Below are 21,675 nucleotides of genomic sequence, written 5' to 3'. Positions count from 1 at the left end.
ACCTTTGTCAATCCGGAATATCTTATGGATGGGGTCGTTGTCTACGGTGGAAAGCTGCGTAGACGAATTCGCATTTCATAGTTGAGGTGCAGCGGATCTGTCGTGAATTGCTGGCTTTTTCGCTCAACCCGTTGACCCTGAAGCGAGCGCCGTGGTACCCACATTTCAAAGTTGAAACACGTTCCGGGGCGGACGTAGCAGCCGGTCGAGAGGCTGGCGAGGGCGGGAAGGGGACATGGCAGCAAAGGCTTGGGCAACGGCGGACAAGGCGGACAAGAAGGCCGAGGGGGAGATCTTCTTTCAGAACGACTCGGTGTCGCTCTGCCTCTTGGTGCAGCGGCGCACGAAGACGATGCGCGTGATTGATTTTCGCGCGGGTCCCACACCGGCCAAGCGCACCTTCGTTCTGTCGCTCGCGCGCCGCGAGGGCGTCGAGAAGGTCTACACCGTGGTCGAGCGCGACGAAGTGTCCACCTGGGTCAAGCTCGGGTTCACCAAAGAGGGGAACATCCCCGCCTTCTACAAGCGGAGTGACGCGTTCCTTCTCGGGTGCTCCGTCGAAGCGCAGGCCCGTGTGCCGGCGCAGAGCGAGCGGCGCATCATCGCTCCAGCATCCCGCGCACAGCCGTCGGATCCGGGATCGCTCGCGCGGACGGTTCCGCGTTCGAGCATCGCTTCGCGTTCCTGGCTCGATCCGGAGCGGCTCCCGGACGACGAGGTCGACGCACCGGTCGATACCTCCGCGCTCGACTTTGCCGAGAAGACGCTGCTGCGTGCCAAGAAGCACGTGAAGGAGCTCGCCGAGCGCGCCCTGCCCGCGGTGAAGCTCACGGAGATCCAAGAGGCGGCGACGCGAAAGCCGTTGGCGGCCGCGCTTCGATCGGGGCGAGCCCTCACCGCGTTCGAGGCGTTCGGGCGCGGGGTCGAGCGGAGGTACTTCGCCGCGACAGGCCGTGCAGGGTTCGAGTTGCTGGCGTCGGTGGAGTCGCAGCCGTGCTTCGGCAACGCCTTCGTCGAGATCCTCAGCTCGCCGCGCAACGAGGGCGAGAGGGTGGCCACGGCCATCGCGCTGAAGGGCCTCTGCGAGCGCCTCTTTGCGGACGGGACCGTTGGCTGCTTCGCCCTGGCCCCGAGTGACGATGCGGGCCTGGCGACTGCCTTTGTCTACAACGGCTTCCGCCGAACGGGCGTTCTGCAGAACCACCTGGTCGTCGGTCGAGAGCGCAAAGACGCCATCGTTTTCGCTCGAAAGCTGGCGAATCCCGGCGGCGAGTGACGTTTCACGTCGAACCTGCGGTTAACCCGGCTATGCTCCGGCCCACCCGATGCGGTTCGAAATCACACACGAATTCGAGGCCCCGCTCGATGCGCTCGAGCTAGCGATCCTGTCGCCGAACCTGATCGACAAGGTCGCGAAGGGGCTACCCAACGTCGAACGCGTGAAGCAAAAGACCCACAGCTTCGAGAACCGGGTGCTGGAGCGCATCTGGAACTACAAGCCCAACGTCAAAGTCCCAGCGTTCGCTCAACCGTACGTGACGTTGGACATGCTGGCATGGGACGAGCGGTCGACCTATTCGATCGACACGCACTCGTCCGAATGGGTCATCACGCCCAGCTCCAAGCCGGAGTGGCACAAATACTTTCGCGCATCGGGAACGTACTCCCTCGTGTCCGGCGGCAATGGCGTCACGAGCCGCGTCGTGAAGGGCGAGGTCGACTTGAACGTGCCCCGGGTGATGAAGAACCTGGGCGAGCGGGTGATCGTGGCGGAGGTCAAAAAGACTTTCGACGCCGAGGCCGAGATCTTACGCGGTCTGGCCACGCTCGTGTAAGAGCGTGAGAGCACCATGAGACAGCGTCTGACCGCGGCGGCGGTCCTCGTTTCGGCCCTTGGATTGTCCACCACGTCGAACGCGGGCGAACCGATGCCCACGCGCGCGGATCGCCTGGCATCGCCGGGGCGCAGCATCGTGAGCGAGGACACGGCGGAGGCCATCGCGCGCAACCCGGCGAACCTCGCGTACCTGCCCTCGTGGGAGCTTCGGTGGACGGGCATCGGTTGCTTCGATGCGCCCCAGCACGTCGGCTGCGGCCACGCGGTGGGCGCGGCCACGCCGCTGCTTCTCGGGCTGAGCACGGGCCTGCGCGTCGATTACCTGCAGACGCCTTGGCAGCTGGGCTTCCCGTACAACGGCGAGGACATGACGTGGGTCACGTGGGCGCTCGGCTACAAGCTGGCCGATTCGCTCTCGTTCGGCCTGAGCATTCAGCACTCGTACTCGGGCAATGCCTACTTGAACGACCTGACCGGTCTCAGTGCCGGCGTGACGTTCCGCCCCCTGCGCCAGCTCGGCATCGCCATCGTGGCGAACAACTTCAACGGCCCGGCCACCGCACCGTTGGGGCCGAACCAGCAGCCCCTTCTCGATGCGAACTACGTCTTCGGCGCCGCGTTGCGACCCACGGGACGTCGCGAGTTCGAGCTCGGCTTCGAGATGCGCTACTTGGCCGGGAGCCAACTGTCCGGCTCGAGCCAATGGATTCCGCGGGCCACGCTGGGCCTGGACATTCCGTACATCGGCCGCCTGCGCGGTGACGTCGAGGCGGCGCATCTTCCCTACGAAGAGCGGCGCGGCTTCGTGGCGAGTGCGGGGCTCGAGCTCGCGTATGGCCGGCTCACGGCGGGCGGTGGCGTTCTCCTCGGCAATGGGCTTGGCAGCTCGGACAGCATCGCGGGCTACGGCACCTTCGCCGTCTCGGGGTACACCTCGCCCGGCATCCCGCGGCTGGGAACGCGCTCCGTTTCGATCCGCCTGGAGAGCACGCCGGGCCCGCGCTCGCACATCGCGCTTTTGCGCAAGCTCTGGAAAATCGCGGACGATCCCACCGTCGACGGTGTCGCGCTGGTGCTTCGCGCGGAGCCGGCCACGTCGTACGCGCATGCGGAAGAATTGGCCGACGCGGTGCGCGTGCTTCGCGCGCGCAAGAAGAAGGTGCTCTGCAGCTGGGAGGACAACGGCGCCAAGGCGCTCTACGTCTGCGCCAACGCCGATCGCACGGTGGTCAATCCGGCGGGCGGGCTTCGCTTTGCCGGATTGCGCACGCAGTACCTCTACATCAAGGGCATGCTCGACAAGCTGGGCATTCGCGCGGACATGCTCCGCGTGAGCGACCACAAGACGGCGCCCGAGATGTTCACCAACGAGCACCCGAGCGAAACGGCCGCGCACGATCACGCCGACCTGCTCAATCAGTACGCCGCGGTCTTCGAGAAGGACGTCGCCCTCGGTCGCAAGATGAGCGTGCCCGCCGTGCGCGCGGCCATTGCCAAGGGCCCATTCGTCGCCACCGAGGCGCGTGACGTCCACTTCGCGGATGGCTTTGCCTTCGACGACGAGCTCGATCGCGTGATGAGCGAGATGGTCGGCCACTCGACGAGCCTCGGGGAATGGGAGGAGGGCCCCAAGGCTGCCGAGTCCTTCGGTCCGCGCGGCAAAATCGGCCTCTTGCTCGTCGACGGCGACATGGTCGACGGCCGCTCCGAGACGATTCCGCTGCTCGATACGAAGCTGGTCGGCTCGTACACGATTGCCGACAACATCCAGACCTTGAAAAACGACCCCACGGTGAAGGCCGTGGTGCTGCGCATCGAGACGGGCGGCGGCTCGTCGATGTCGGCCGACGTCATGTGGCGCGAGCTCGCGCAGCTCGCCAAGCGCAAGCCGCTCATCGTCTCCATGGGCTCGTCGGCGGCGAGCGGCGGCTATTACATCGCCACCGCGGGCCGCACGATTTACGCCCTGCCGCTCACCGTGACAGGCTCCATCGGCATCTTCTACGGCAAGGCCGATGTGAGCGAGTTGCTCAAGAAGATTGGCATCAACGTCGAGACGTACAAATCCGCACCGCGCGCGGACGCCGAATCGTTCTACCGCCCCTTCACCGAAGATGAGCGCCGCGCGCTCGAGGTCAAGGTGCAACAGTTTTACGACAAGTTCCTCGAGCGCGTCTCCGAGGGTCGCCACATGACCAAGGCCGAGGTGGACGCCGTCGGGCAAGGACGCGTGTGGACAGGGCAACAAGCCATTGCGCGCAAGCTCGTCGACAAGATGGGCGGCCTGCGCGAGGCCCTTGCCGAGGCGCGGGCGTTGGGTGGCCTACCCTACGATGCGCCCCTCCGCACGCTGCCCGCGCCCGATCCGTCGCTCTTCGAGCGCGCGCTCAAGCTGGCGGGCCTGGGGCGCGCCCAGCTCATGACCCTCGAGGGGCTCCCCGTCCAAGTGCGCGACGTCGCCCGCGCCCTGGCCCCGATGGTCGTCTTCAAGGGCGACATCCCCATGGCACGCATGGAGTGGGTACCCGTGGAGGGCGAGGGCCACGACGAGGACGGCGACTAGAGGCTAAAAGATCGAGCACGAGCGCGTGCACGAACACGAGTACGACCACGACCAGGAGCACGTGCACGTGTTCGTTCACGTGTTCGTGCTCCTGCACGCGCACGCGCTCGTGCTCGAAGGTCTAACGGGTGAACATCATCAGTGTGACCACGGCCGCCATTGCGACCATGACGCTGATGCCTATTCGCGATTTGAAGTACCTCAGATCCATGTATCGGCCGGCATGCAATCAACCTGCATGCCAGCTCGACGATGTCCGAAATACGCGAAATCCGGTGCCGGTGTACCGTCTGGAGGCGGTACATCGGTACGTCGGCGGTACACGTTAAGGCGACAGTCGATTGGACGTGTCAGGGGTGGAACTTGCTCGTGCTGGAACCGCGGCAGCGGGAAAGAACCGGCGGGACCGGCGCGATGTGTGGTGTAGAAAGCCAGGATCGCCTTTTCGTTTGGCGATCCTGCCGCACGCAACGGGCTAGAGCGCCGGCCTCGCCGGGCTTGTCCCGCTACCGCTGCTCGACTGCAAACGACTCGCGAGAGCGCTACAGATCAATCGACTTTTACTCCTTACGCTGCGGTGACGCGTTTCTCCCAGGCTTTGCGCAGCGCGGCCACGGTCGCAAGAACGGCGGGACGCTCCTGTGAGGCATTGCGCCAGACGACGCTCACGCGCCGCGCAGGCATGGGATCGATGGGCAGAACCGCGACCCCCGACGGCACGGAAATGCGCGCGAGCCGGGGGACGGCCGCAATGGCAAGGCCAGTGGCCACCAAAGTCAATTGCGTTTCGAACTCCTCGACCAGGAACGCGGGACGCACGGCTGGCAGGATGCGCGTAAGCCAATCGTAGCAACTGGTTCCGGGCGTCGAAGCCACCCATCGCTCCTCGGTGACCTGCGCGAGTTTGACCGGGCGTTTCCGCTGCGCGAGCGGATGATTCGCCGGCACCACCAAGTCCGCATAATCGAGCCCCAACTCGGCCTGGGCCACGCCGGGCGGGAAGGGAAAGGGCACCTCGGGCCATTCGTCGACCACCGCGAGATCGACCTCGCCGCGCGTGAGCAGGTCGAGGCTCTCGTGCGGATTGGACTCGAGCATCTGCATCTCGAGCTGCGGATGGTCCTTGGCGAGCCGCTTCAAGGCTTGGGGAAGGAGCGCACGGCACCCGGTGGGAAACGACGCAATGGTCACGCGCCCGGACACGGTCGCATGGTGCGCAGCCAGCGCCGCCTCCGCGCGCTCCACCGCCGCGAGCACGAGCCCCGCATGCTCGGCGAGCAGCCGCCCTGCATCGGTGAGGCGAAGCTTGCGGCCGTCCTTCTCGAACAGGCTCGTCCCCGTTTCCTGTTCCAACTTGGTGATGTGCTGCGACACCGCCGACGGCGTGCAGTGCAGGACATCCGCCGCGGCAAACACGGTTCCGTACGTCGCCACCGCGGACAGTGCCCGAAGACGCCCCAATTCAATCATGTCGATAGTGTAGCTTTGCTAAAGCAATTGCGTAGAAAGATTCGATGGTTCTTTACGATAGCGGACCCCATCGTAAAGCGCATGATGCGTTCTCGGGACATTGCGCTCGCCGTGTTGGTGATGGCGCTCTGGGGCTTCAACTTCGTCGCCATCCACATCGGGCTCGGGCATTTTCCGCCGCTGCTCTTCTGCGCGTTGCGCTTTGGTCTCTCGGCGATTCCGGCTCTCTTTTTCGTCGGCCGCCCCCAGGTGGCGTGGCGCTGGGTCTTTGCCGTCGCGCTGGCGCTCGGCGTGGTGAAGTTCTCGCTGCTCTTCGCCGGCATGGCGGCGGGTATGCCCGCAGGCCTCTCGGCCCTGGTGCTGCAGAGCCAAGCGTTTTTCACGATGATCTTCGCCGTCCTGCTGCTGCGCGAGCGGCTCTCCGGGCGTCAGATCGCGGGCATGGTCATCGCGGCCCTGGGCATGGCGCTGGTGGCCGTGCGCCTCGGTCCCGATCGCCCCGCGCACGCCTTCGTCCTGTGCATTGCGGCGGCGGCCGCGTGGGGCGTGGCCAACATTACGCTGCGTAAAGCGGCGGCGCCGGACATGCTGCGCTTCATGGTCTGGGTGAGCGCGGCGGCCACGCCCGTGCTCGTGGTGCTCTCGCTGCTGGTCGAAGGCCCCGCCGTCGATATCGCGGCCCTTCAATCGATCGACATCACGGGGGCCGGCGCGCTCGTGTACATCGCCTTCGTGTCGACGTTGTTCGGATTCGGCGTCTGGGGCTCGCTCATTCGCCAATACGGCGCCTCCACGGTGGCCCCGTTCTCGATGCTCGTCCCCTTCTTCGCCATGGGCTCGGGCGTCCTTTTCCTCGGAGAGTCGCTTCACGCCACCGACGTCGCCGGCGCCATCGCGGTCATCTTCGGGGTGCTCTTCGGCGTCGGCTCCCTTTCCAGGAAGCCCAAAGTCCTTCAGGCTGCGCGCAGCGTGTGAATCACCACGGCGGGGGCGACGCCGATGCGCACCGGCGGTCCCGTCGTCCCCAGCCCGGGGTGCACGTAAAGCGTCGCGCGCCCCTTGCGGTAGATGCCCACGTGAAAGTGGTGCGTCAGGTGCGACAGCGAGAGAAAGCGCGCGAGAAACGGCACCGCAATTTGCCCGCCGTGCGTGTGCCCGCTCAAGGTCAAGTCCACATTGGCCTTCGCCGCGTGCAGAAACTTCTCCGGATCGTGCGCCAGCAGGATGCACGGCACCCCGGCCGGCCGCCCTTGCAGCGCCTTGTACATGTCATCGCGCCGCGTCCAGGTGTCGTCGATGGCTGCGAGGTAAATGCTCTTCCCGTTGCGCGAGAGCACGCGCCCTTCATTGCGCAGCACCTGGGCGCCCCCGGCGTTCAACATCGAGATGAGCGGCTCGCCCTCGCCGAAGTAATCGTGGTTGCCCATCGACACGTACACACCGAGCGGCGCGCGCAAGCCGCCCACCACGGCGGCGATGTCCTGGTGGAAATCCACGCCGCTCGTGACCATGTCGCCCGTGATGACCGCCACGTCCGCGCCTTCTTCGTTGGCCGCCCGCACCCAGCGATCGCCCCACGACTTCGGCGTGATGGCCCCGATGTGCAGATCCGACAGGTGCGCGATGCGCAGGCCATCCAGCGCCGGGTCGAGCCCCTCGATCGGGATGGTGACGTGCTTCACCACGAACCACCGGCGCCGGATGAGGATCCCGTAGCCCGCCACGGCGAGGCCTGTCAGGTACACCGCCATGTAAAACGTCATGGGCACGCCGAGCCACGGAATGGTGAGCGTGGCCACGACCGACGGAATGAGCGCGAAGATCGCCGCGCACCAATGCACGAAGAACGGAATGTCCACCAGGCGCAAGAACATCGTCGAGCGCCGTCGATCCGTGAGCCCCGCGCCCGAGCGCCCGATGAACAGCGCCACACCGCCGGCCGCAAGCACGAATCCGAGAGCCCAAGGCGCAGGCGCGCCGAGGCGGCGCAGCAACTCGGCGAACGCGGCGGCCACCGGGAGATGCGCCACAGCGGTGACCGTGATCAGCACGCGCAAAAAGGTCCCCATGCGCGGCCGTTTTCCTATCGCGCGTTGAGCGCGCTTTGCAGGAGGAAGTGACGGGGCCGACGGGCGGCCGGAGGTGGGCGGCAGGGAAGGCCGGCTTGCTTCGGGTGCATGCGGCACCTGGCTCGTATCGGTCGTTTGCATGTAATTGGAGGTCAGGCTTCGAGAAGCTTGAGGAGCATTTCTCGATTCGTCATCCCGACGTACTGTCGCTTTTTCTCACCGCTCTCGAACACCATCACCGTGGGAACTCCGCGGATCCCATAGCGCTTGGCGATCTCGGGGCAATCGTCGATGTCGACTTTTGCCACTTTGTACCGTCCGACGTTCTCATCTGCGATCTTCGCCACCATCGCCCCGATGGTCATGCACGGCTGACACCACGTCGCTGTGAAGTCGACCAGGACGGGAAGCTCGGCCTCGAGCACTTCGCGATCGAAAGTCGCGTCCGTCAGTTCGATCACGTTCTCCCCGGCCATGCGAGCTTCAATCTACCGCGCGAACGCTGCCTTGTCAGTGCGCGCCCGCGTCCTTCTGTGCAGGCGCAGCCTTCGTACCAGTGGCGGCATTCGCGACATTGGAGCCGGCTCGTGAAAGATCCAGTGCGCGCTCGATCAAGCGGCGCGCATCGTCCGCCGCGATGCGCGTGCGTGCTGACACGCGAGTCCCGTTCGCTTCCACCGTGAGCCCTTGCAGAACGCCGCCGAGTCCGATGAGGCGCACGCGCACGTCCGCGACCCATTCGTCACGCTTTTTCGTGATGAGATCGCGCACCTCGGCGCAGGCCTGCGGTGTCTCGCAGCGCAGCTCGGCGGCGAAATCGAGCACGTTGGAGGGGCTCAGGGTAACCGCCACGCCGGCGGCCTCCACCCCGAGCACGCCGAGCATCGTGGCGTTGGGAACTTCGCCGCCCATCTCACGCTTGAGCCGGTCGCGCAGCTTGACGGGAAGGAGCGCGGTCACCAGCACAGCTGGTTTGCCAGCGCCACCCGCGCTTCCGGCCGTCTCCAGCGATTTGCGCAGATCCATGTGCCGCGTGTTGGTTTCCACGCGCGGTTTCTTGCGCGTCCACGCATCCATCATGGCGGTGAGCCACGGTTCGCGTGCGAGGAGAAAAGGCCCCGAATCGCGTACGGCGAGCTTGCCGTAGACGCCACCCAGAATGCCCGTGTCCTCGGCGAGGACGAACGCCCCGGCTTTGTGCGTGCCCAAATGAGCGCCGCGCGCTTCCATGACGGTGCGCGCGCACGTCAGCAGCTCCTCCTCGGTGATCGGCCCCGCGCTCGCGATGCCGAAGTCGCCCGCACCCTCGGCCTCGGGCAGCGCGACGGCGAGGGTATCGAGCCGCTCGATGGGATCGAATCCGCACTGACTCTGCAGGTCCTTGCCCATGCCTTTCGAGCCGAGCGCCCGAAGCGGCTCGACCAGGGGCGAATGCCGCAGCGGTGCCACATCGACGGTTGCGAGCAGAAACGTATCCGCCGGGATCGCCGCGAGCACGCGTGCACCGGTTGGTGCCGATGCGTTGCGATCTTTTTCCATGAAGTAGAGCGCCGCGACCGTCCCGAGGACGGCGAGCACCAGGACGATGGCGTTTTTCTGCCGAGTGGTCACAGTGAGAATGTCGTACTACGCAAATCGGAGGGGATGGGGATGCTCTTTTTGCTCGGCATCATCGCGCTCGCCGCGGTCGTGGGGGCCGTCGTCGCGGTGGTCGTTCTCGCCGGTCGCCAGGCCAAGGAAGAACAGTCGCCCGAGAGCGAACCCACCGACTTCGTCGCCCCCAGCTCGGGTGGGCGCTACACGTGGCGCCAGGTCGACGAGAGCACGGCCGAGTTCAAGGCCCGCGCCGCCCGCGAACGCGCCCAAGGCAAATAGCCACCACCCTGGTTCAAGCTTCTTCGGGATCGCCTTGCCTGCGCCCGCCGTTCGCCCGCCGTCCCTCGGGCCGCGGAGGCATCTCCCGTCGATCCCCGCCCGCGCGCCGATCGCCGGGCGTACGTCGTTCTTTCGATGGAGGCGTGCTGCTCTTGCGCGATGGGGCGGGGGCTCGCGGTTTCATGCGCCGATCGATCCCGCAGAGCACGAGAAATGGCCAAGTTTTCGACGAGGCGTATACTACGACCCATGGCTGCCGCCGCTTCGCTGCCCATGACACCTCCGTTTCCGCAGGCGCTGCCCGAGCAGCAGCGGATGTTGCTCACGGGGATTTCGTGGAAACAGTACGTCATCTTTCGCGAGCTGTTCGACGGGCCTGGTCTTCGAATGACCTACTGCGAGGGGGGGCTCGAGCTCATGACAACGTCCCGCATGCACGAGCTTTGGAAAAAAAACATCGCGCGACTTGTCGAACTCTACGCCTTGGAGCGGGACCTGCCGATGGTGGGGTACGGCTCCACGACATTTCAGAGGGAAGCCGTCGCGCGCGGCGTGGAGCCCGATGAATGTTGTCGGGTTGGCTCGCTGATGAAGGATGGCGAGCTCCCCGACATCGTGCTCGAGGTCATTTACACGAATCCACTTTTGAACAAGCTGCGCGTCTACAATGGCCTTCAGGTGCCCGAAGTCTGGATTTTCAAGCCACCCTCCTTCGAGTTGTATCGTTTGCAGGAAGGCGACTACGCTCGCATCGAGCGAAGCACATTTTTGCCAGAGCTCGATTTCGAGCTCATTGCGCGTTTCGCGACCCGAGAAGATCAGCACGAAGCTCTTCGTGAGCTTCGTGAAATCCTTCGCAAGTAGTAACGCCGTTCAGCCCTTGCGCGGTTTGCGGCTCCACCAGGAGGATTCGAGCCACTCGGCGGCGTAGCGCACGAGTTCGCGCGGGGTCAGTTCCTCGCGGGCGAGCAAGGTCTCGGCGTATTGCGCCCACGTGATCTCGGGCCGGCGGGCGCGCACGCGCGTGTGCGTCGTGTAGACGCGCCCGAGCAAGGTGGCCCGGTGCTCGCGGCCGAGGGCAGGGACGGCGATGGGCTTCAACCGCACGAGGCGGCGGCGCAGCATGGTCGCGTCTTCCGCATCGAGCACGGTGCTCTGGGCCGACACTTCGTCGAGCAGCTCCTGCGACTCGTTGCGCAGTTGATCGAGCACGTCGGGCGTGATGGCCATGACCACGCACGCGCGCGGAAGCGTGCCGCCGCAATAGAACGACAGCGAGCGCAGTGCCGTGCGCCGCTCCGAGCGCGAAATGCCCATTTTGTACAGGTTTTCCGCCTCGTCGATGAGCACCACCGGGCCCTGACAGCCCTCGAGCCGCTCGAGCAACTCGACCCACACGAGCAAGCGCCCGTACGCATCCTGGCGGTAGTTCGCCGCGCCCGACTTGTCGACCAGATCGACGGCGCCGAGGAACGCCTCCAGCGCCGCGCCGCGCGCTTTGGCGCCCTTCGCCCGGGCGAGTGCTCGCTGCGCAGCCGCGGCTGCGTCGCCCTGCAGGAGCGAGATGGCCTCGAGCGCGCTCATGAGCCGCTCGAGCGCCTCGGGATCGCGCGTCCACGCCGTCAGTCGATCGATGGCGGTCGCCCGGCGCTTTCCCGGCAGAATGGACGTCTCGAGCACGCGCCGTAAATGCCGCTGCGGATTGCCCAAGTCCGTATCGAGCCGCTCGAGCGAAAGCCGGAACACGGGCCGCTTCTCCGCGAGCGCACGCGCCGCCAGGTGCAGCAGGAGATGCGTTTTGCCCGACCCGTATTCGCCCGTCAAAAGCGCGAACACCGAGCCATCCATCGACGAATGCTCGAACAGCTGATCGATCGTCCGATCGATGCTCTCCTGCCCGACGCTCATCGACAGGATGGATTCCACCGGTGGCAGCCCGTGGCATGCTCGAATGATCCCGCGAAGCTCCGCGTCGTGCGACTCATCGGGCGTCGCCGGGGTGGGCGGCGTATCCACGTCGAACGAGGCCGGCATCATCAAGTCGATGAGCGGCCGATGCGGCGGTGTGAGCGGGGGCGATCCCGGCAGCGCGGCCACGCGGGTGGCGAGCGGCTTGAGCGATGCGAGCGATCGCGTGCCTTGAAACAGCGCCGTCGCGCCGATCAACACGATGCGGGTCGCGTACAGACCATGGCCACCGTCGGCGTTGTCGACGAGCTCGCGCAGCACGGTGTAGGCCGTCTCGCGGCGGGCCGGCGGGAGCCGCAACAAGGTCTCACCATTGCGGAAGACCAACAGGGTTCCCCGATGCCCGAGCACCCGCATCAAGTGCGTCACCTGTGCGAGTGCGCGCTTGGCCGTGCGCTCGGTGAGCGCCGACATGGCCAGCGGCGAATCTTCGGCGCGCGCGAGCTCCGTGCCCTCGAGCCATGCGAGCAGGCGCTTTTTCTCGGTGCGAGGCTGCGATGCGGCGGCCACGTAGGCCCGCGCGAGCGCGGGCAGATCGCCCACGGCGCCGGTGATCTCGACACCCTCGTCGAACAGGGCCAGCGCCTTGCGCCCGTTGCGCGATGCGAAGGCATCGAGCAACTCCAGCAGGCCGCGCCCGCGGCCCGTGCGTGGACCTGGCACACGCAGTGCGAGCAACACCGCACGCACCAGCGCGCCCATCGACTCGAAGCTTCGTTCCGTCGCCACCCCGATCTGTGCGGTGACGAATCCCTGCGCAAGCGCCCTCTCTTCGACCTCGTCCGCATACCCGCTCGCGACGGATTCCCCCTCCGCGCGCACAAACACGACCTCCGCCGTTTGCGCTACCGCCAAATCTTCGAGCGCTTGCTCGGACGAGCGGAGGAGCTGCTCACGCCAAACCGCCCCGACGGGCGCATTCCGCGTTGAGCTAGACATCGATACTCCCTCGCCATCCACGCCCGCAGTCTATCCCACGCTCAGCGTTTGCGTGTCTATTTGGTCACTACGCCGTTCGTGGACAGGGCCAGTTTCTGCCACATGGTGCGATCCAGGCTGTCGATGAGTGCGAGGGCGTCTCGAACGGAGGGGAGACCTACGACGCGGCGCAGCGGCTCGGGGTAGGGGGCGTAGGCTTCCGTGCGGAGGTCCTGAATCGCCGTGCGCGCGGCCTTGCCGTAACGGGCGCGGGCGTCGCCGAGGACGCGGGGCTCGAGCCAGCTCGCCAAAGTCCATGCGAGGGCGGCGTGTTCCGATTCGTCGCGGGCGATGGTCTTCATCGCGGCGCGGATGGTGTCATCTTTCGCCGTTTCGGCTTGCCGCGACGAAATCAGCGCGAGAAAGGTCTCGCGCACGCACCCTTCGACCGCGTTTTCGATGGCCACGTCCTCGATGGGCCGAGCGGCCGGCCTGTCGAACTTCGGCGGCACGATGCTGGCCCCATGCCGGCGGGCGAGCGAGGCGGTCATCTGCGCGTGGCGCTCTTCATCACGGCCCGCCCGCTTGGCGGCGCGTACCAGCGCGGCAGGCGCACGATGGGCCTCGAGATCCGTCGCGAGCAGGCGGAACGCTAAAACCGAGGCTTCTTGCAGCTCGGAACGAAGGGCGAAGTATTCCCCGACTTCGCGTGCATTGACGAGATTTCCCGAATAGCCGGAGGGACGTCGCATGAAGTCAGCCGAATAGATCCTTGAGCTTCTCCATGAAGGTTTTCCTCTGGGGTTGCACGTCTTCCCCCAGCTCCTTCGCGAGTTGTCCGAGCAGCTCGCGCTGTCGCTCGCTGAGAGAGGTCGGAACCTCGATTGTAACCTCTACGAGCTGATCGCCACGTCCGATTCCGCTCCGGCGCGGCATTCCTTTTTGCTTGATGCGAAGGAGGCTCCCAGGTTGTGTGCCCTGGGGCACCCGCAGCTTCCCCTTGCCATCCAGTGTGGGCACTTCCACTTCCCCGCCGAGGGCCGCCTGCGCAAAAGTGATGGGGACCTGGCACGCCACATCGTCGCCCGCACGGCGGAAAAATGGATGCGCCCGCACGACGATGATGATCTCCAGATCCCCAGGCGCGCGATCGGGGCGTGGACGATTTCCGGCACCGCTCACCAGGCGCGTCTGACCCGAATCGACACCGGGCGGGATCGTCACCACCAAGGTGTGGCTGTTCGACACCAAGCCACTGCCTTTGCATGTCCCGCACGGGTGCGTGATCATTTTGCCGCTGCCCCGGCAACGCGAGCACGTGCGCTCGACGGCGATGGGGAGAATGCCTTGCTGGAACCGCACGCGCCCGCGCCCGTTGCAGGCAGGGCACGTTTCGGGCACGTGGCCCGGCGCCGACGCGGTGCCGCGGCAATCGCCGCATGTGACCACGCGCTCGTACTGCAGGTTCTTCTCGCAGCCGAAGGCGGCTTCCTCGAAGGAGATTTCCAGCTCCCGCTTGATGTCGCCCTTGTCGCCCCGGCCCACGCCGAAGACACCGAGCAGATCGCCGAGCAGCCCGTCGACCGCGATGTCGCTGATGTCCACGACACCACCGGCGAAGGGCCCGCTGGCCGAAAACGGGGAGCCGGAGGCCTCGGCGTTGTGCCCGAATCGATCGTAGAGGGCGCGCCGTTGCGGGTCGGAAAGCACCTGGTAGCTGGCGGCGATTTCCTTGAAGCGGAGCGCGGCTTGCGGGTCGTCCGGGTTCCGGTCCGGGTGGTGTTGCGAGGCCAATTTGCGAAACGCCGCCTTGATCTCGTCGGCGGACGAGTTTCGCTCGACGCCAAGCACCTCGTAGTGATCCCTCTGAACCTGCGCCATGAGCCCGACTTGACTAGCATAGACATGGGCGGCGCATAAGCGACCCCGCCCGTCGCCACGCAGGAGTCGTTGCGGGCTCGGCTCTTGCGGATTGCGCGGTCAAACGGCAAGCTGGTATCCGCAAGTTCCCGATGTCGTTTGTTTCCAACGGTTCCAAGCCCGTTTATCCGCGTCTTTCTCCCGTCGAACAGAGTGCGCTGCTGCGGCGAATTCTCGAGCACTGCGCGCACACGCCGGGGCAGGAGCCCGCGCCCGTGGTCGTCTTCGACCTGGACGGCACCCTGATGGACAACCGCCCGCGTACGTGCGCCATTTTGCGCGAGTTGGGCGAGGAATGGGGTACCCGCGAGCCCGAATTGGCCGAGTTTGCCGAGGCGGTTCGCAACGCGAACCCGAGCTCGCTGGCATACCTCATGACGGAGACCCTCGGGCTTCTCGGGGTCACCCGTCCCGATTTGGTGGCCGAGGCCCAGGAATACTGGCGAGTCCGCTTTTTCCGAGACGAGCACCTGGTGCACGACGTCGCGCTCGCGGGGGCCGTGGCCTTTGCCAAGGACTGTTACGACGCTGGGGCCACCCTGGTGTACCTCACGGGGCGGGATCTGCCGCTCATGGGGCTCGGCACCTTCCGCAGCCTGCGCGATCTGGGATTTCCCATTGGCGTGGCCGGGACGCAGGTGGTGCTCAAGCCCGCCTTCGAAATGCCCGACGAAGCCTTCAAGCGCGATGTGGCGCCGTCGCTTGTGCGCGTAGGGCGGGTCATCGCCTCGTTCGACAACGAGCCGGGCAACTGCAATGTCTTCAAAGAGGCCTACCCGGACTGCGAGAGCGTCCTGGTCGACACGCAACACATGCCGCATGCACCGCCGCTCGGGCCGGGTGTGCGCGTGATTGCCGACTTCGTCCGATGAAACGCGGGACGCTCGTCCCGCTCGTTCTTCTCGTTCTGCCTTTGGTGGCGTGCCTTGCGGCGTGCCGCAGCAACCCCACCACCGAGCCGCGCGATCCGCCGGACACGCCGGCGAGCCCGCAGGCCAACGCGGTTCCTGCGCCGCTCGCCGTCGCACCCACGGCGAGCGCCAGCGCCGCGTCGTCGCTCGATGCGGGCCCGCCCGCACAGCCCTTGCGGCCCGATCAGCCGATGACCGCGGATTCCCTGCCGACCCGCGATTCGAGCGGCTACACCATGGCGGCCACGTTGCACGCCGAGCTGCCGCCGCTGCCGCGCGGGCCCGAGTACGCGGCCGCCGCCGTCGAGACGGCGCGAAAAAAGACCGAGCCGCGCCTCACGCTGGATCTGGGCTCCTCGCGTCTTCGCATGTCCATCGCGAGCCACGGTTTCGTGCTGCCGATGGGCACCGAGCTGCGCGCGCGCGTCGATCGCTACGGGCACGTCGTCCTCACCCCCGACGGGGCGAGTTATCGCATCGCATCGCCCGGCGCCTTGCACGCACTGCTCGGCGAACGCCGTTTCGACGTGGCGCCGCTCTCGCCCGCCGACGTGAACGGCACCGGGGAGGGCGCCCGCCGGCTCGGTTACCGCACGCGCAAAGTCGATGTCGTCAATCGCGCGGCCCATGCCACCTTCGAGATCGCGCGCGTGGCCGACGCCGGCGACTCGGGCATCCTCGTTTGCCGCGCGCTGCTCGACATGATGAACGCGCCGCCGTCCACGCCCCTCTGCAGCCTCGACGAAGTGCCCATGTTCGCGGAGCTGCGCTGGACCACGCGCGGCGCCCTCGTCTTCACCGCCACGACCATCGTGCGGCGTCTCGATCTTTCGGCCACAGCGCTCTTGATGCCGCCGCCCACGGCCACCTTCGTGACCAGCCCCTTGCCCGGTCAAGGCTCGGAAATCCTGCTCACGGGCCCCGAGCTCCACGCGCTCCGCACCGGCGAGCACCCTCCCGAGGGTCGCCCCGCGCTCACGCTTTTCAACTCCAGCGACGTCCTGCAGTTCGCATGGCTCGACGGCATTCCCATCGCCTGGGTGGCGCCGGGTGGCCGCGTCGAAATTCCCGCCCTCGCGAAGGGCCGCGGCTCCGTCGAGTGGCGCACGTACCTCGGCGACGTCGTCGACCCCGCGCGCCCCGTCACGCTTCCCGGTCTGAGCGAGCCGGGAGGAACCGACGCCTCCGTTCCCTAGACCAAATTCCCTAAACCAAAAGAGGAGCGGCGGGAGTTGCCAACGGCGCAGGCGCGATCCATAGTCGCCCTGTCGAAAAACGGCAGGCCGGTTCCAGGTGAGCCCCGGCCACTCCCGTGGTGGGAGCACTTTACCCCCTGTCTTTTCCCAGGCTTTTTGGGGCTTTTTGGACGGGTGAGGTACCTCGGCGCTGGAAACACGTGTGTGTTTCGCCCGGAGTTTTTTCCACCATGCAACTGAATCACGCCGATTTGCAGGTCTCCAACGTCCCTGAAACCGCTGCCTTTTTCGAGCGGCACTTCGACTTCGAGATCCAAACCAACCGCAACTCGACGGCGGTCATCGTTCTTTCGGATCGCAGTGGTTTCGTCCTCGTTTTGCAGCGCAAGAAGGACGACGCCGAGACGTACCCCGCCGGCTTTCACATTGGCTTTCGCGTCGACGACGTGACCATCGTGCTCGAAAAACGCGCGAAGCTACTCGACGGCGGCGTCGACGTGGGCGACATCCTCGAGAACAACCGCGGCGTCATGTTTTACTTCAAGGTGCCCGGCGACATTCTCTGCGAGGTGAGTTGCCCGAAGCCGCTGCCTGTGGCTCCCTCCAGGGCATGACCTCTCCCTCGCAATGGACGGCGGCGCTCGACGTGTTGCGCCATGCCTCGCAGGTGACGATTCACACCGTGGGCTTTGCCGCGCAAAGACTCCCGGAAATGATCGCGTACGAGGACGTGCGCCGCGCCGGCGCGGCTGCCCGCGAGGATCTGCAGCAGCTATTGCGCGAAGGCTCGCCCAGCGGGCGTGTCTATGCGGCGCTTCTGCTCGAGGCCATCGATGCCGAAGAAGGACGCGCCGCATGGATGTCCCTTCGCAACGATGGAGATTTCACCGCCGTCCATTGCGGAGGCTGCATGCCTCACTATCCTACGACGGTCGGCGCATTTGCGTCGGCCGTCTTGGACGCGGGGGGCGCGGAATCGGCCATGGCCGTGGGTGGCGTTCCTCCGTGGAGCATTAGCCCTGACTAGCGATGAACGCGAGTCGTTCGCGAAAGGTGAAAGCCATGACCACGAAGATTCACCGCAACCCGGACACCATCTACAAGCCGGTGGGCAATTACAGCCACGCCGTGGAGGTGCAAGGGCCGAATCGCACGCTTTACATCAGTGGAACCGTTCCCGAACTTCCCAATGGCCAGGTGCCGCGGGACTTCGAGGGTCAGTGCGAGGCCACCTGGAACAACATTCTCGAGATCCTCAAATCCGCGGGCATGGGGCCCGAGCATCTCGTCAAGGTCAACACGTACCTCACGAGCCGCGATCAGGCGGACGCCAATAGCCGCATCCGCCGCCGCATCCTCGGCGACGCACGCCCCGCCTTGAAGGTCATCGTGACGCAGACCATCGAATCCGATTGGCTATTGGAAATCGAAGGCATCGCCGTCGCCCCGGTCTAACCCCAGAAGATGATTGAACAGGGAGACGGGGAGACGGGGAGTTTTTGAATTTTCCAACGCCTGCCGCGGGGCGAGCGGAACCCCCAAAAAATCTCCCCGCCTCCCTGTGAATTCTTCATTCGTAGTCGTCGCGGGAGAAGCGGACGTCGCCGAGGCCCGATTGGCGCATGTGCGCGGCCAGGGCGTCGACGGCGATTTCGACGACGTCGAAGCGCGTGGTGGGCGCGAAAAACTCGTCCTCTTCCACCTCGGGAAGAATGGCGAGCCGCTCGTCCAGAGCATCGCGCTCACCGGCGTCCGTCTCGAGGTGCGCGTTCCATCCGGGGGCCTGCTCGCCCAGCAGCGCCTCGCGCACCATCCCAATGGGATTGAATGCAAGATACACGCGTGTCATGAGCACGCGCCACGCCTCGTACTCGCCGTCGGTGTCCCAGATGCCGTGGTGGACGCGGCGTATCACTTCCCCGAGGTAGGCGCCGAGCGCGGCCTGGAGCAGGTCGAGGCTCTCGGGCTTCTGCGCCACCTCGGGTCGGGCATCGCGAATGTACTGATCGAGCAGGCTCAGCGTGTCGGGCGAAAAATCGAGTGGTACGCCATATTTCGAAGCGACGAATCGAACGCAGGCAGCGCAAAGTTCCGCCACGTTCGCGGGCATCGGCTCCAACTCGGGCTCGGGGGGCGGGGGATCCGTGGGGCTCATATCGTCGGATTCTTCGTTCAAATGCGGCCGATCGACCAGGGTATCCCGCTCGGGAACCCCGTTCAGAAAGGTATCGTCCCCGCTGCCATTGCTGCCGCTGCCACCTGGGGAGCGCCCCGACTTCTCGTCACCCACGCGAACCTCCTCGTTTACGCCGTCTTTTGCACCGTCGAGCTCTTAGCCTGCTCTTTAGGTGCATTTTCCACGAAGCAGCTTTAGTCTTTCCATCGACGATGCGCATCGGGATCTTCAGCGACGTACACGCAAACCATGAAGCGCTGAGCGCTGTTCTCGAGGCCTACCGTCGGGAAAGCATCGACGCCTACTACTGCCTTGGCGATACAGTCGGCTATGGCGGCTCCCCCAATGAGTGTGCCGATCTGGTGCGCGAAGTGGCCAAGGTCACCATCCTTGGCAACCACGACGCCGCCGTTTCGGGACGTATGGATTACTCGTACTACTACGAAGCCGCGCGCCACGCACTCGATGCGCACGCCGCCATGCTCTCGGCAGAGAACATGTCGTGGCTCAAGTCGTTGCCGTACGAGCACCGGCTCGAGGCCATCAACGTGCTGCTCTGCCACGGCTCGCCGGTTCGGCTCGAGGAGTTCGAGTACATCTTCGCGCCCGAGCAAGCGCGCGAGTGCCTCGGCATCTACGACAAGATTGGACATCTGACCCTGATCGGTCACTCGCACCTCTGCAAGGTCTTCGCGCTCACGCGCAACTCGGTGGAGGAGCTCTCGCCCCTCGACTTCGAGCTCGAGCCCGACCGCAAGTACATCGTGTCCGTCGGCTCCGTGGGCCAGCCGCGCGATGGAGACAACCGCGCGAGCTACACCGTCTACGACACGAAGGATAAGCGGTTCGAGTTCAAGCGCATCGAGTACGACATCGAGCTCGCCGTCGACAAGGTCCTGCGCGCCCGCCTCGACCCGAACTTCGCGCGCCGCCTGCCTATGGGCGTTTAGCGCTCAAAGATCCCTGACGAACGTCGTCACCTCGACGTGCACCGCGTACGTACGCGGCGTGCTGCCGACGGTGCCTTCCACGACGAAGTGCGCCTCGCCGCCGCGGCGTTTCTCCAGCTTCGTGACGTGCGCCTTCAGCGATGAGCGCACGCTCGGGGCCACGATGGTGATGCCTCCCGGGATGTCCAGCTCGAGCCGCTCGACCTTCGCATCGCCCGGGGCGTCGCGCAGCAGCGAAAGCTCGAAGCCGATGCGCGGGCGCGCACCGGGCGAGACCGAGTGCGGAACACTGCCGAGCTCCTGAAGCGAGCCCACGCGCCACCGGACCTGGCCCAGCTCGCGCGTGAGAACGATGCCGCGCTCCACCTCGATCGACAGATCGGTCACGGCCTGGGGCGGATCCGCCGTGCCCTCCGCGCCATGGAGGGTCAGCGTCCCCTTGGCCGCGGGCAGCGCAGGCGCCGGCGAAGCGGAAGCACCGGCGAGCATCGTCTTCCAGCGTGAGGCGCTGCGCGCGCACGTGCGGCGATCGGCCTCGTCGCATTTTTTCTCGTCGCCGCTCGCGAGCGCTTCGCACGCGCCGCGCTTGGCCGGGGTCTCGCCGGCGCAGAGTCGCCCATCGCGCGCGGCAATGGCCACGCACGTGGCATCACGGCCGCGGGTGCGATCGCCTGCCACGTCGGGCGGGCACGCGTCGGGTGCTCCTGCCGCCATGGCCACGAAGGCCTCGCACCGCAGGCGCAGCGAACTTGCCTCGATGGGGGCACATCGGCGCGCGTCCCTCGCCTTGGTGGCATCGAGCACGCGGCAGGCATCGCGCACGAAGGTGTCGTAGCCAATGCCGAGCAGCGCATCGCCCACCACCGGATCCACGGCCGCGGTCCGCTCGGCGACGCATGCATCGAGGGTGGTGAAGCGCTCGAGATCGCCCTTCAAGTCCCCCGCGTTGGGGGGCGGCTCCTCGGGCACCACGAACGCCGCGGCGTCCTTGCCGAGGATGCGGGCAATTCGCTCGGGCGAAACGGGGTCGGCCGCGCCCGAGGGGCTTTCTTGGTGCGGCGGGCGCTCCCTTTTGTCACAGCCCCAGGCGATCGCGACGGCGGGGATCACCATTGGCAGAACAAATCGACGCATCCACGCTAGAGTGGCCCGTCTCTCATGGTTTTGCGTAAGCTTTTCGTTCTCGGCGTCGTGTTGGCCGCCGTTCCTGCCCTGGCGTGCGCCACGCGCGAGTGGGCGCATGCCACGCCGCTGAACCAGGACGGCACCTCGCCGCCGCCGCCCCCTCCGCCGCCGCCCTCTGGGCAAGTCACGCCGCCGCCCTTCATCGGCCCCACGGCAGACGCCATTTGTGGCGACAATTGGAAGTGGGACGGCATTCGGTGCCGCGAGATGGAGGCCGCTTCGAACGACGAGGCGCTCCCCCCCGGTGGCAGCGGCCCCGGCTCGAAAAAAGCGGCATCGGCGGGTCGCGCCGCCGGCCCGAAGCTTCTCATGTCGGACATCAAGCCGGGCACCGGCAAGGAAGCGCAGCGCGGCGACACCGTGAAGGTCCACTACGTCGGCACCCTGCCCGACGGCACGGAGTTCGACAGCTCGCGCCGCCGTGACACGCCGCTCGAGTTTCAACTTGGCACCGGCGCCGTCATCAAGGGCTTCGACACGGCGGTCACCGGCATGAAGGTCGGCGGCCTGCGAAGGGTGACCGTCCCGCCCGAACTGGGCTACGGACGCCAGGGCTCCCCGCCGAAAATCCCGCCCAGCGCCACCCTCGTCTTCGAAATCGAGCTCGTCGACGTCATTCGCGATTAACGCGACTAGC

General features: G+C 66.2%; 22 protein-coding genes. 13 read left to right on the top strand and 9 right to left on the bottom strand.

Annotated features, from left to right (window positions below):
• Positions 1–235: 235 nt before the first annotated feature.
• The 3 genes from LZC95_44575 to sppA are packed head-to-tail and all read left to right on the top strand — an operon-like array spanning position 236 to position 4,400.
• Positions 236–1,276, top strand: a complete 1,041-nt coding sequence (locus LZC95_44575; protein ID WXA93516.1) for a hypothetical protein — start codon at positions 236–238, stop codon at positions 1,274–1,276.
• Between the two features lie 49 nt (positions 1,277–1,325).
• A complete protein-coding gene (locus tag LZC95_44570; protein WXA93515.1) occupies positions 1,326–1,835 on the top strand; it encodes a DUF2505 domain-containing protein in 510 nt (169 codons plus the stop codon).
• Positions 1,836–1,850: 15 nt separating this feature from the next.
• Positions 1,851–4,400 carry a signal peptide peptidase SppA gene (gene sppA / locus LZC95_44565; protein ID WXA93514.1) on the top strand — a complete coding sequence of 850 codons (2,550 nt, stop codon included), beginning with the start codon at positions 1,851–1,853 and terminating at the stop codon, positions 4,398–4,400.
• A 567-nt stretch (positions 4,401–4,967) separates the two neighbouring features.
• On the opposite strand, the gene LZC95_44560 is transcribed toward sppA, so the two are convergent.
• Positions 4,968–5,870, bottom strand: a complete 903-nt coding sequence (locus LZC95_44560) for a LysR family transcriptional regulator (protein ID WXA93513.1) — start codon at positions 5,868–5,870, stop codon at positions 4,968–4,970.
• A gap of 81 nt (positions 5,871–5,951) precedes the next feature.
• Between LZC95_44560 and LZC95_44555 the strand changes: the two genes are divergently transcribed.
• The gene (locus tag LZC95_44555) at positions 5,952–6,845 is read left to right on the top strand and encodes an EamA family transporter (GenBank protein WXA93512.1); all 894 of its coding nucleotides are present in this window, start codon (positions 5,952–5,954) and stop codon (positions 6,843–6,845) included.
• Here the strand turns inward: LZC95_44555 and LZC95_44550 are convergent.
• From LZC95_44550 to LZC95_44540, 3 genes are all read right to left on the bottom strand, one after another.
• Positions 6,824–7,939, bottom strand: a complete 1,116-nt coding sequence (locus LZC95_44550) for a metallophosphoesterase (protein ID WXA93511.1) — start codon at positions 7,937–7,939, stop codon at positions 6,824–6,826. The genes LZC95_44555 and LZC95_44550 overlap by 22 nt on opposite strands.
• Before the next feature lie 152 nt (positions 7,940–8,091).
• Positions 8,092–8,415, bottom strand: a complete 324-nt coding sequence (locus tag LZC95_44545) for a thioredoxin family protein (protein ID WXA93510.1) — start codon at positions 8,413–8,415, stop codon at positions 8,092–8,094.
• 34 nt (positions 8,416–8,449) lie between these two features.
• Positions 8,450–9,550, bottom strand: coding sequence for a hypothetical protein (locus LZC95_44540; protein ID WXA93509.1), 1,101 nt, complete (start codon positions 9,548–9,550; stop codon positions 8,450–8,452).
• A gap of 39 nt (positions 9,551–9,589) precedes the next feature.
• Between LZC95_44540 and LZC95_44535 the strand changes: the two genes are divergently transcribed.
• Both LZC95_44535 and LZC95_44530 read left to right on the top strand, forming a co-directional pair.
• Positions 9,590–9,814, top strand: a complete 225-nt coding sequence (locus tag LZC95_44535) for a hypothetical protein (protein ID WXA93508.1) — start codon at positions 9,590–9,592, stop codon at positions 9,812–9,814.
• 249 nt (positions 9,815–10,063) lie between these two features.
• On the top strand, positions 10,064–10,678 hold the full coding sequence (locus LZC95_44530; GenBank protein WXA93507.1) for a Uma2 family endonuclease: 615 nt from the start codon (positions 10,064–10,066) through the stop codon (positions 10,676–10,678).
• A 9-nt stretch (positions 10,679–10,687) separates the two neighbouring features.
• Here LZC95_44530 and LZC95_44525 read toward each other — a convergent pair whose 3' ends face one another.
• From LZC95_44525 to dnaJ, 3 genes are read right to left on the bottom strand one after another with little or no spacing between them, the layout of a single operon-like run.
• Positions 10,688–12,721 (bottom strand): DUF2791 family P-loop domain-containing protein, encoded by a 2,034-nt coding sequence (locus LZC95_44525; GenBank protein ID WXA93506.1) that lies wholly within the window; start codon positions 12,719–12,721, stop codon positions 10,688–10,690.
• Positions 12,722–12,777: 56 nt separating this feature from the next.
• The gene (locus LZC95_44520) at positions 12,778–13,452 is read right to left on the bottom strand and encodes a hypothetical protein (GenBank protein ID WXA93505.1); all 675 of its coding nucleotides are present in this window, start codon (positions 13,450–13,452) and stop codon (positions 12,778–12,780) included.
• A 4-nt stretch (positions 13,453–13,456) separates the two neighbouring features.
• Positions 13,457–14,581 carry a molecular chaperone DnaJ gene (gene dnaJ / locus LZC95_44515; protein WXA93504.1) on the bottom strand — a complete coding sequence of 375 codons (1,125 nt, stop codon included), beginning with the start codon at positions 14,579–14,581 and terminating at the stop codon, positions 13,457–13,459.
• A 131-nt stretch (positions 14,582–14,712) separates the two neighbouring features.
• Here dnaJ and LZC95_44510 point away from each other — a divergent pair, with 131 nt between their 5' ends.
• The 5 genes from LZC95_44510 to LZC95_44490 all read left to right on the top strand — a co-directional run bounded on the left by LZC95_44510 (position 14,713) and on the right by LZC95_44490 (position 18,182).
• Complete coding sequence (locus LZC95_44510) at positions 14,713–15,492, top strand: HAD family hydrolase (GenBank protein ID WXA93503.1); 780 nt, start codon at positions 14,713–14,715, stop codon at positions 15,490–15,492.
• Positions 15,489–16,727 (top strand): hypothetical protein, encoded by a 1,239-nt coding sequence (locus tag LZC95_44505; GenBank protein ID WXA93502.1) that lies wholly within the window; start codon positions 15,489–15,491, stop codon positions 16,725–16,727. The genes LZC95_44510 and LZC95_44505 overlap by 4 nt, the downstream gene beginning before the upstream one ends.
• A 230-nt stretch (positions 16,728–16,957) precedes the next feature.
• Positions 16,958–17,341, top strand: coding sequence for a VOC family protein (locus LZC95_44500; GenBank protein WXA93501.1), 384 nt, complete (start codon positions 16,958–16,960; stop codon positions 17,339–17,341).
• Positions 17,338–17,754, top strand: coding sequence for a hypothetical protein (locus tag LZC95_44495; protein WXA93500.1), 417 nt, complete (start codon positions 17,338–17,340; stop codon positions 17,752–17,754). Before LZC95_44500 ends, LZC95_44495 begins: the two co-directional genes overlap by 4 nt.
• Positions 17,755–17,789: 35 nt before the next feature.
• Positions 17,790–18,182 (top strand): RidA family protein, encoded by a 393-nt coding sequence (locus LZC95_44490; GenBank protein WXA93499.1) that lies wholly within the window; start codon positions 17,790–17,792, stop codon positions 18,180–18,182.
• Positions 18,183–18,297: 115 nt separating this feature from the next.
• On the opposite strand, the gene LZC95_44485 is transcribed toward LZC95_44490, so the two are convergent.
• Positions 18,298–19,017 (bottom strand): DUF6278 family protein, encoded by a 720-nt coding sequence (locus LZC95_44485; protein ID WXA93498.1) that lies wholly within the window; start codon positions 19,015–19,017, stop codon positions 18,298–18,300.
• 98 nt (positions 19,018–19,115) lie between these two features.
• Here LZC95_44485 and LZC95_44480 point away from each other — a divergent pair, with 98 nt between their 5' ends.
• Positions 19,116–19,853 carry a metallophosphatase family protein gene (locus LZC95_44480; protein ID WXA93497.1) on the top strand — a complete coding sequence of 246 codons (738 nt, stop codon included), beginning with the start codon at positions 19,116–19,118 and terminating at the stop codon, positions 19,851–19,853.
• 3 nt (positions 19,854–19,856) lie between these two features.
• Here LZC95_44480 and LZC95_44475 read toward each other — a convergent pair whose 3' ends face one another.
• Positions 19,857–20,987 carry a hypothetical protein gene (locus LZC95_44475; GenBank protein WXA93496.1) on the bottom strand — a complete coding sequence of 377 codons (1,131 nt, stop codon included), beginning with the start codon at positions 20,985–20,987 and terminating at the stop codon, positions 19,857–19,859.
• A 360-nt stretch (positions 20,988–21,347) separates the two neighbouring features.
• Between LZC95_44475 and LZC95_44470 the strand changes: the two genes are divergently transcribed.
• On the top strand, positions 21,348–21,665 hold the full coding sequence (locus LZC95_44470; protein ID WXB00272.1) for an FKBP-type peptidyl-prolyl cis-trans isomerase: 318 nt from the start codon (positions 21,348–21,350) through the stop codon (positions 21,663–21,665).
• Positions 21,666–21,675: the final 10 nt, after the last annotated feature.

Source organism: Sorangiineae bacterium MSr12523, from assembly GCA_037157775.1.
GTDB classification, from domain to species: Bacteria; Myxococcota_A; Polyangia; order Polyangiales; family Polyangiaceae; genus Pendulispora; species Pendulispora brunnea.
Note: the sequence above shows the minus strand (reverse complement) of the source record. Positions and strands in the feature narration are given on the sequence as shown.

Bases quoted from the DNA above. Each gene is read 5' to 3' on its own strand.
- LZC95_44500 (WXA93501.1), top strand. From the start codon at position 16,958: ATGCAACTGAATCACGCCGATTTGCAGGTCTCCAACGTCCCTGAAACC.
- LZC95_44560 (WXA93513.1), bottom strand. From the start codon at position 5,870: ATGATTGAATTGGGGCGTCTTCGGGCACTGTCCGCGGTGGCGACGTAC.
- LZC95_44505 (WXA93502.1), top strand. From the start codon at position 15,489: ATGAAACGCGGGACGCTCGTCCCGCTCGTTCTTCTCGTTCTGCCTTTG.
- LZC95_44495 (WXA93500.1), top strand. From the start codon at position 17,338: ATGACCTCTCCCTCGCAATGGACGGCGGCGCTCGACGTGTTGCGCCAT.
- LZC95_44475 (WXA93496.1), bottom strand. From the start codon at position 20,987: ATGCGTCGATTTGTTCTGCCAATGGTGATCCCCGCCGTCGCGATCGCC.
- LZC95_44535 (WXA93508.1), top strand. From the start codon at position 9,590: ATGCTCTTTTTGCTCGGCATCATCGCGCTCGCCGCGGTCGTGGGGGCC.
- LZC95_44575 (WXA93516.1), top strand. From the start codon at position 236: ATGGCAGCAAAGGCTTGGGCAACGGCGGACAAGGCGGACAAGAAGGCC.
- LZC95_44530 (WXA93507.1), top strand. From the start codon at position 10,064: ATGGCTGCCGCCGCTTCGCTGCCCATGACACCTCCGTTTCCGCAGGCG.
- dnaJ (WXA93504.1), bottom strand. From the start codon at position 14,581: ATGGCGCAGGTTCAGAGGGATCACTACGAGGTGCTTGGCGTCGAGCGA.
- LZC95_44480 (WXA93497.1), top strand. From the start codon at position 19,116: ATGCGCATCGGGATCTTCAGCGACGTACACGCAAACCATGAAGCGCTG.
- LZC95_44470 (WXB00272.1), top strand. From the start codon at position 21,348: ATGTCGGACATCAAGCCGGGCACCGGCAAGGAAGCGCAGCGCGGCGAC.
- LZC95_44555 (WXA93512.1), top strand. From the start codon at position 5,952: ATGATGCGTTCTCGGGACATTGCGCTCGCCGTGTTGGTGATGGCGCTC.
- LZC95_44490 (WXA93499.1), top strand. From the start codon at position 17,790: ATGACCACGAAGATTCACCGCAACCCGGACACCATCTACAAGCCGGTG.
- LZC95_44510 (WXA93503.1), top strand. From the start codon at position 14,713: ATGTCGTTTGTTTCCAACGGTTCCAAGCCCGTTTATCCGCGTCTTTCT.
- LZC95_44550 (WXA93511.1), bottom strand. From the start codon at position 7,939: ATGGGGACCTTTTTGCGCGTGCTGATCACGGTCACCGCTGTGGCGCAT.
- sppA (WXA93514.1), top strand. From the start codon at position 1,851: ATGAGACAGCGTCTGACCGCGGCGGCGGTCCTCGTTTCGGCCCTTGGA.
- LZC95_44545 (WXA93510.1), bottom strand. From the start codon at position 8,415: ATGGCCGGGGAGAACGTGATCGAACTGACGGACGCGACTTTCGATCGC.
- LZC95_44520 (WXA93505.1), bottom strand. From the start codon at position 13,452: ATGCGACGTCCCTCCGGCTATTCGGGAAATCTCGTCAATGCACGCGAA.
- LZC95_44570 (WXA93515.1), top strand. From the start codon at position 1,326: ATGCGGTTCGAAATCACACACGAATTCGAGGCCCCGCTCGATGCGCTC.
- LZC95_44525 (WXA93506.1), bottom strand. From the start codon at position 12,721: ATGTCTAGCTCAACGCGGAATGCGCCCGTCGGGGCGGTTTGGCGTGAG.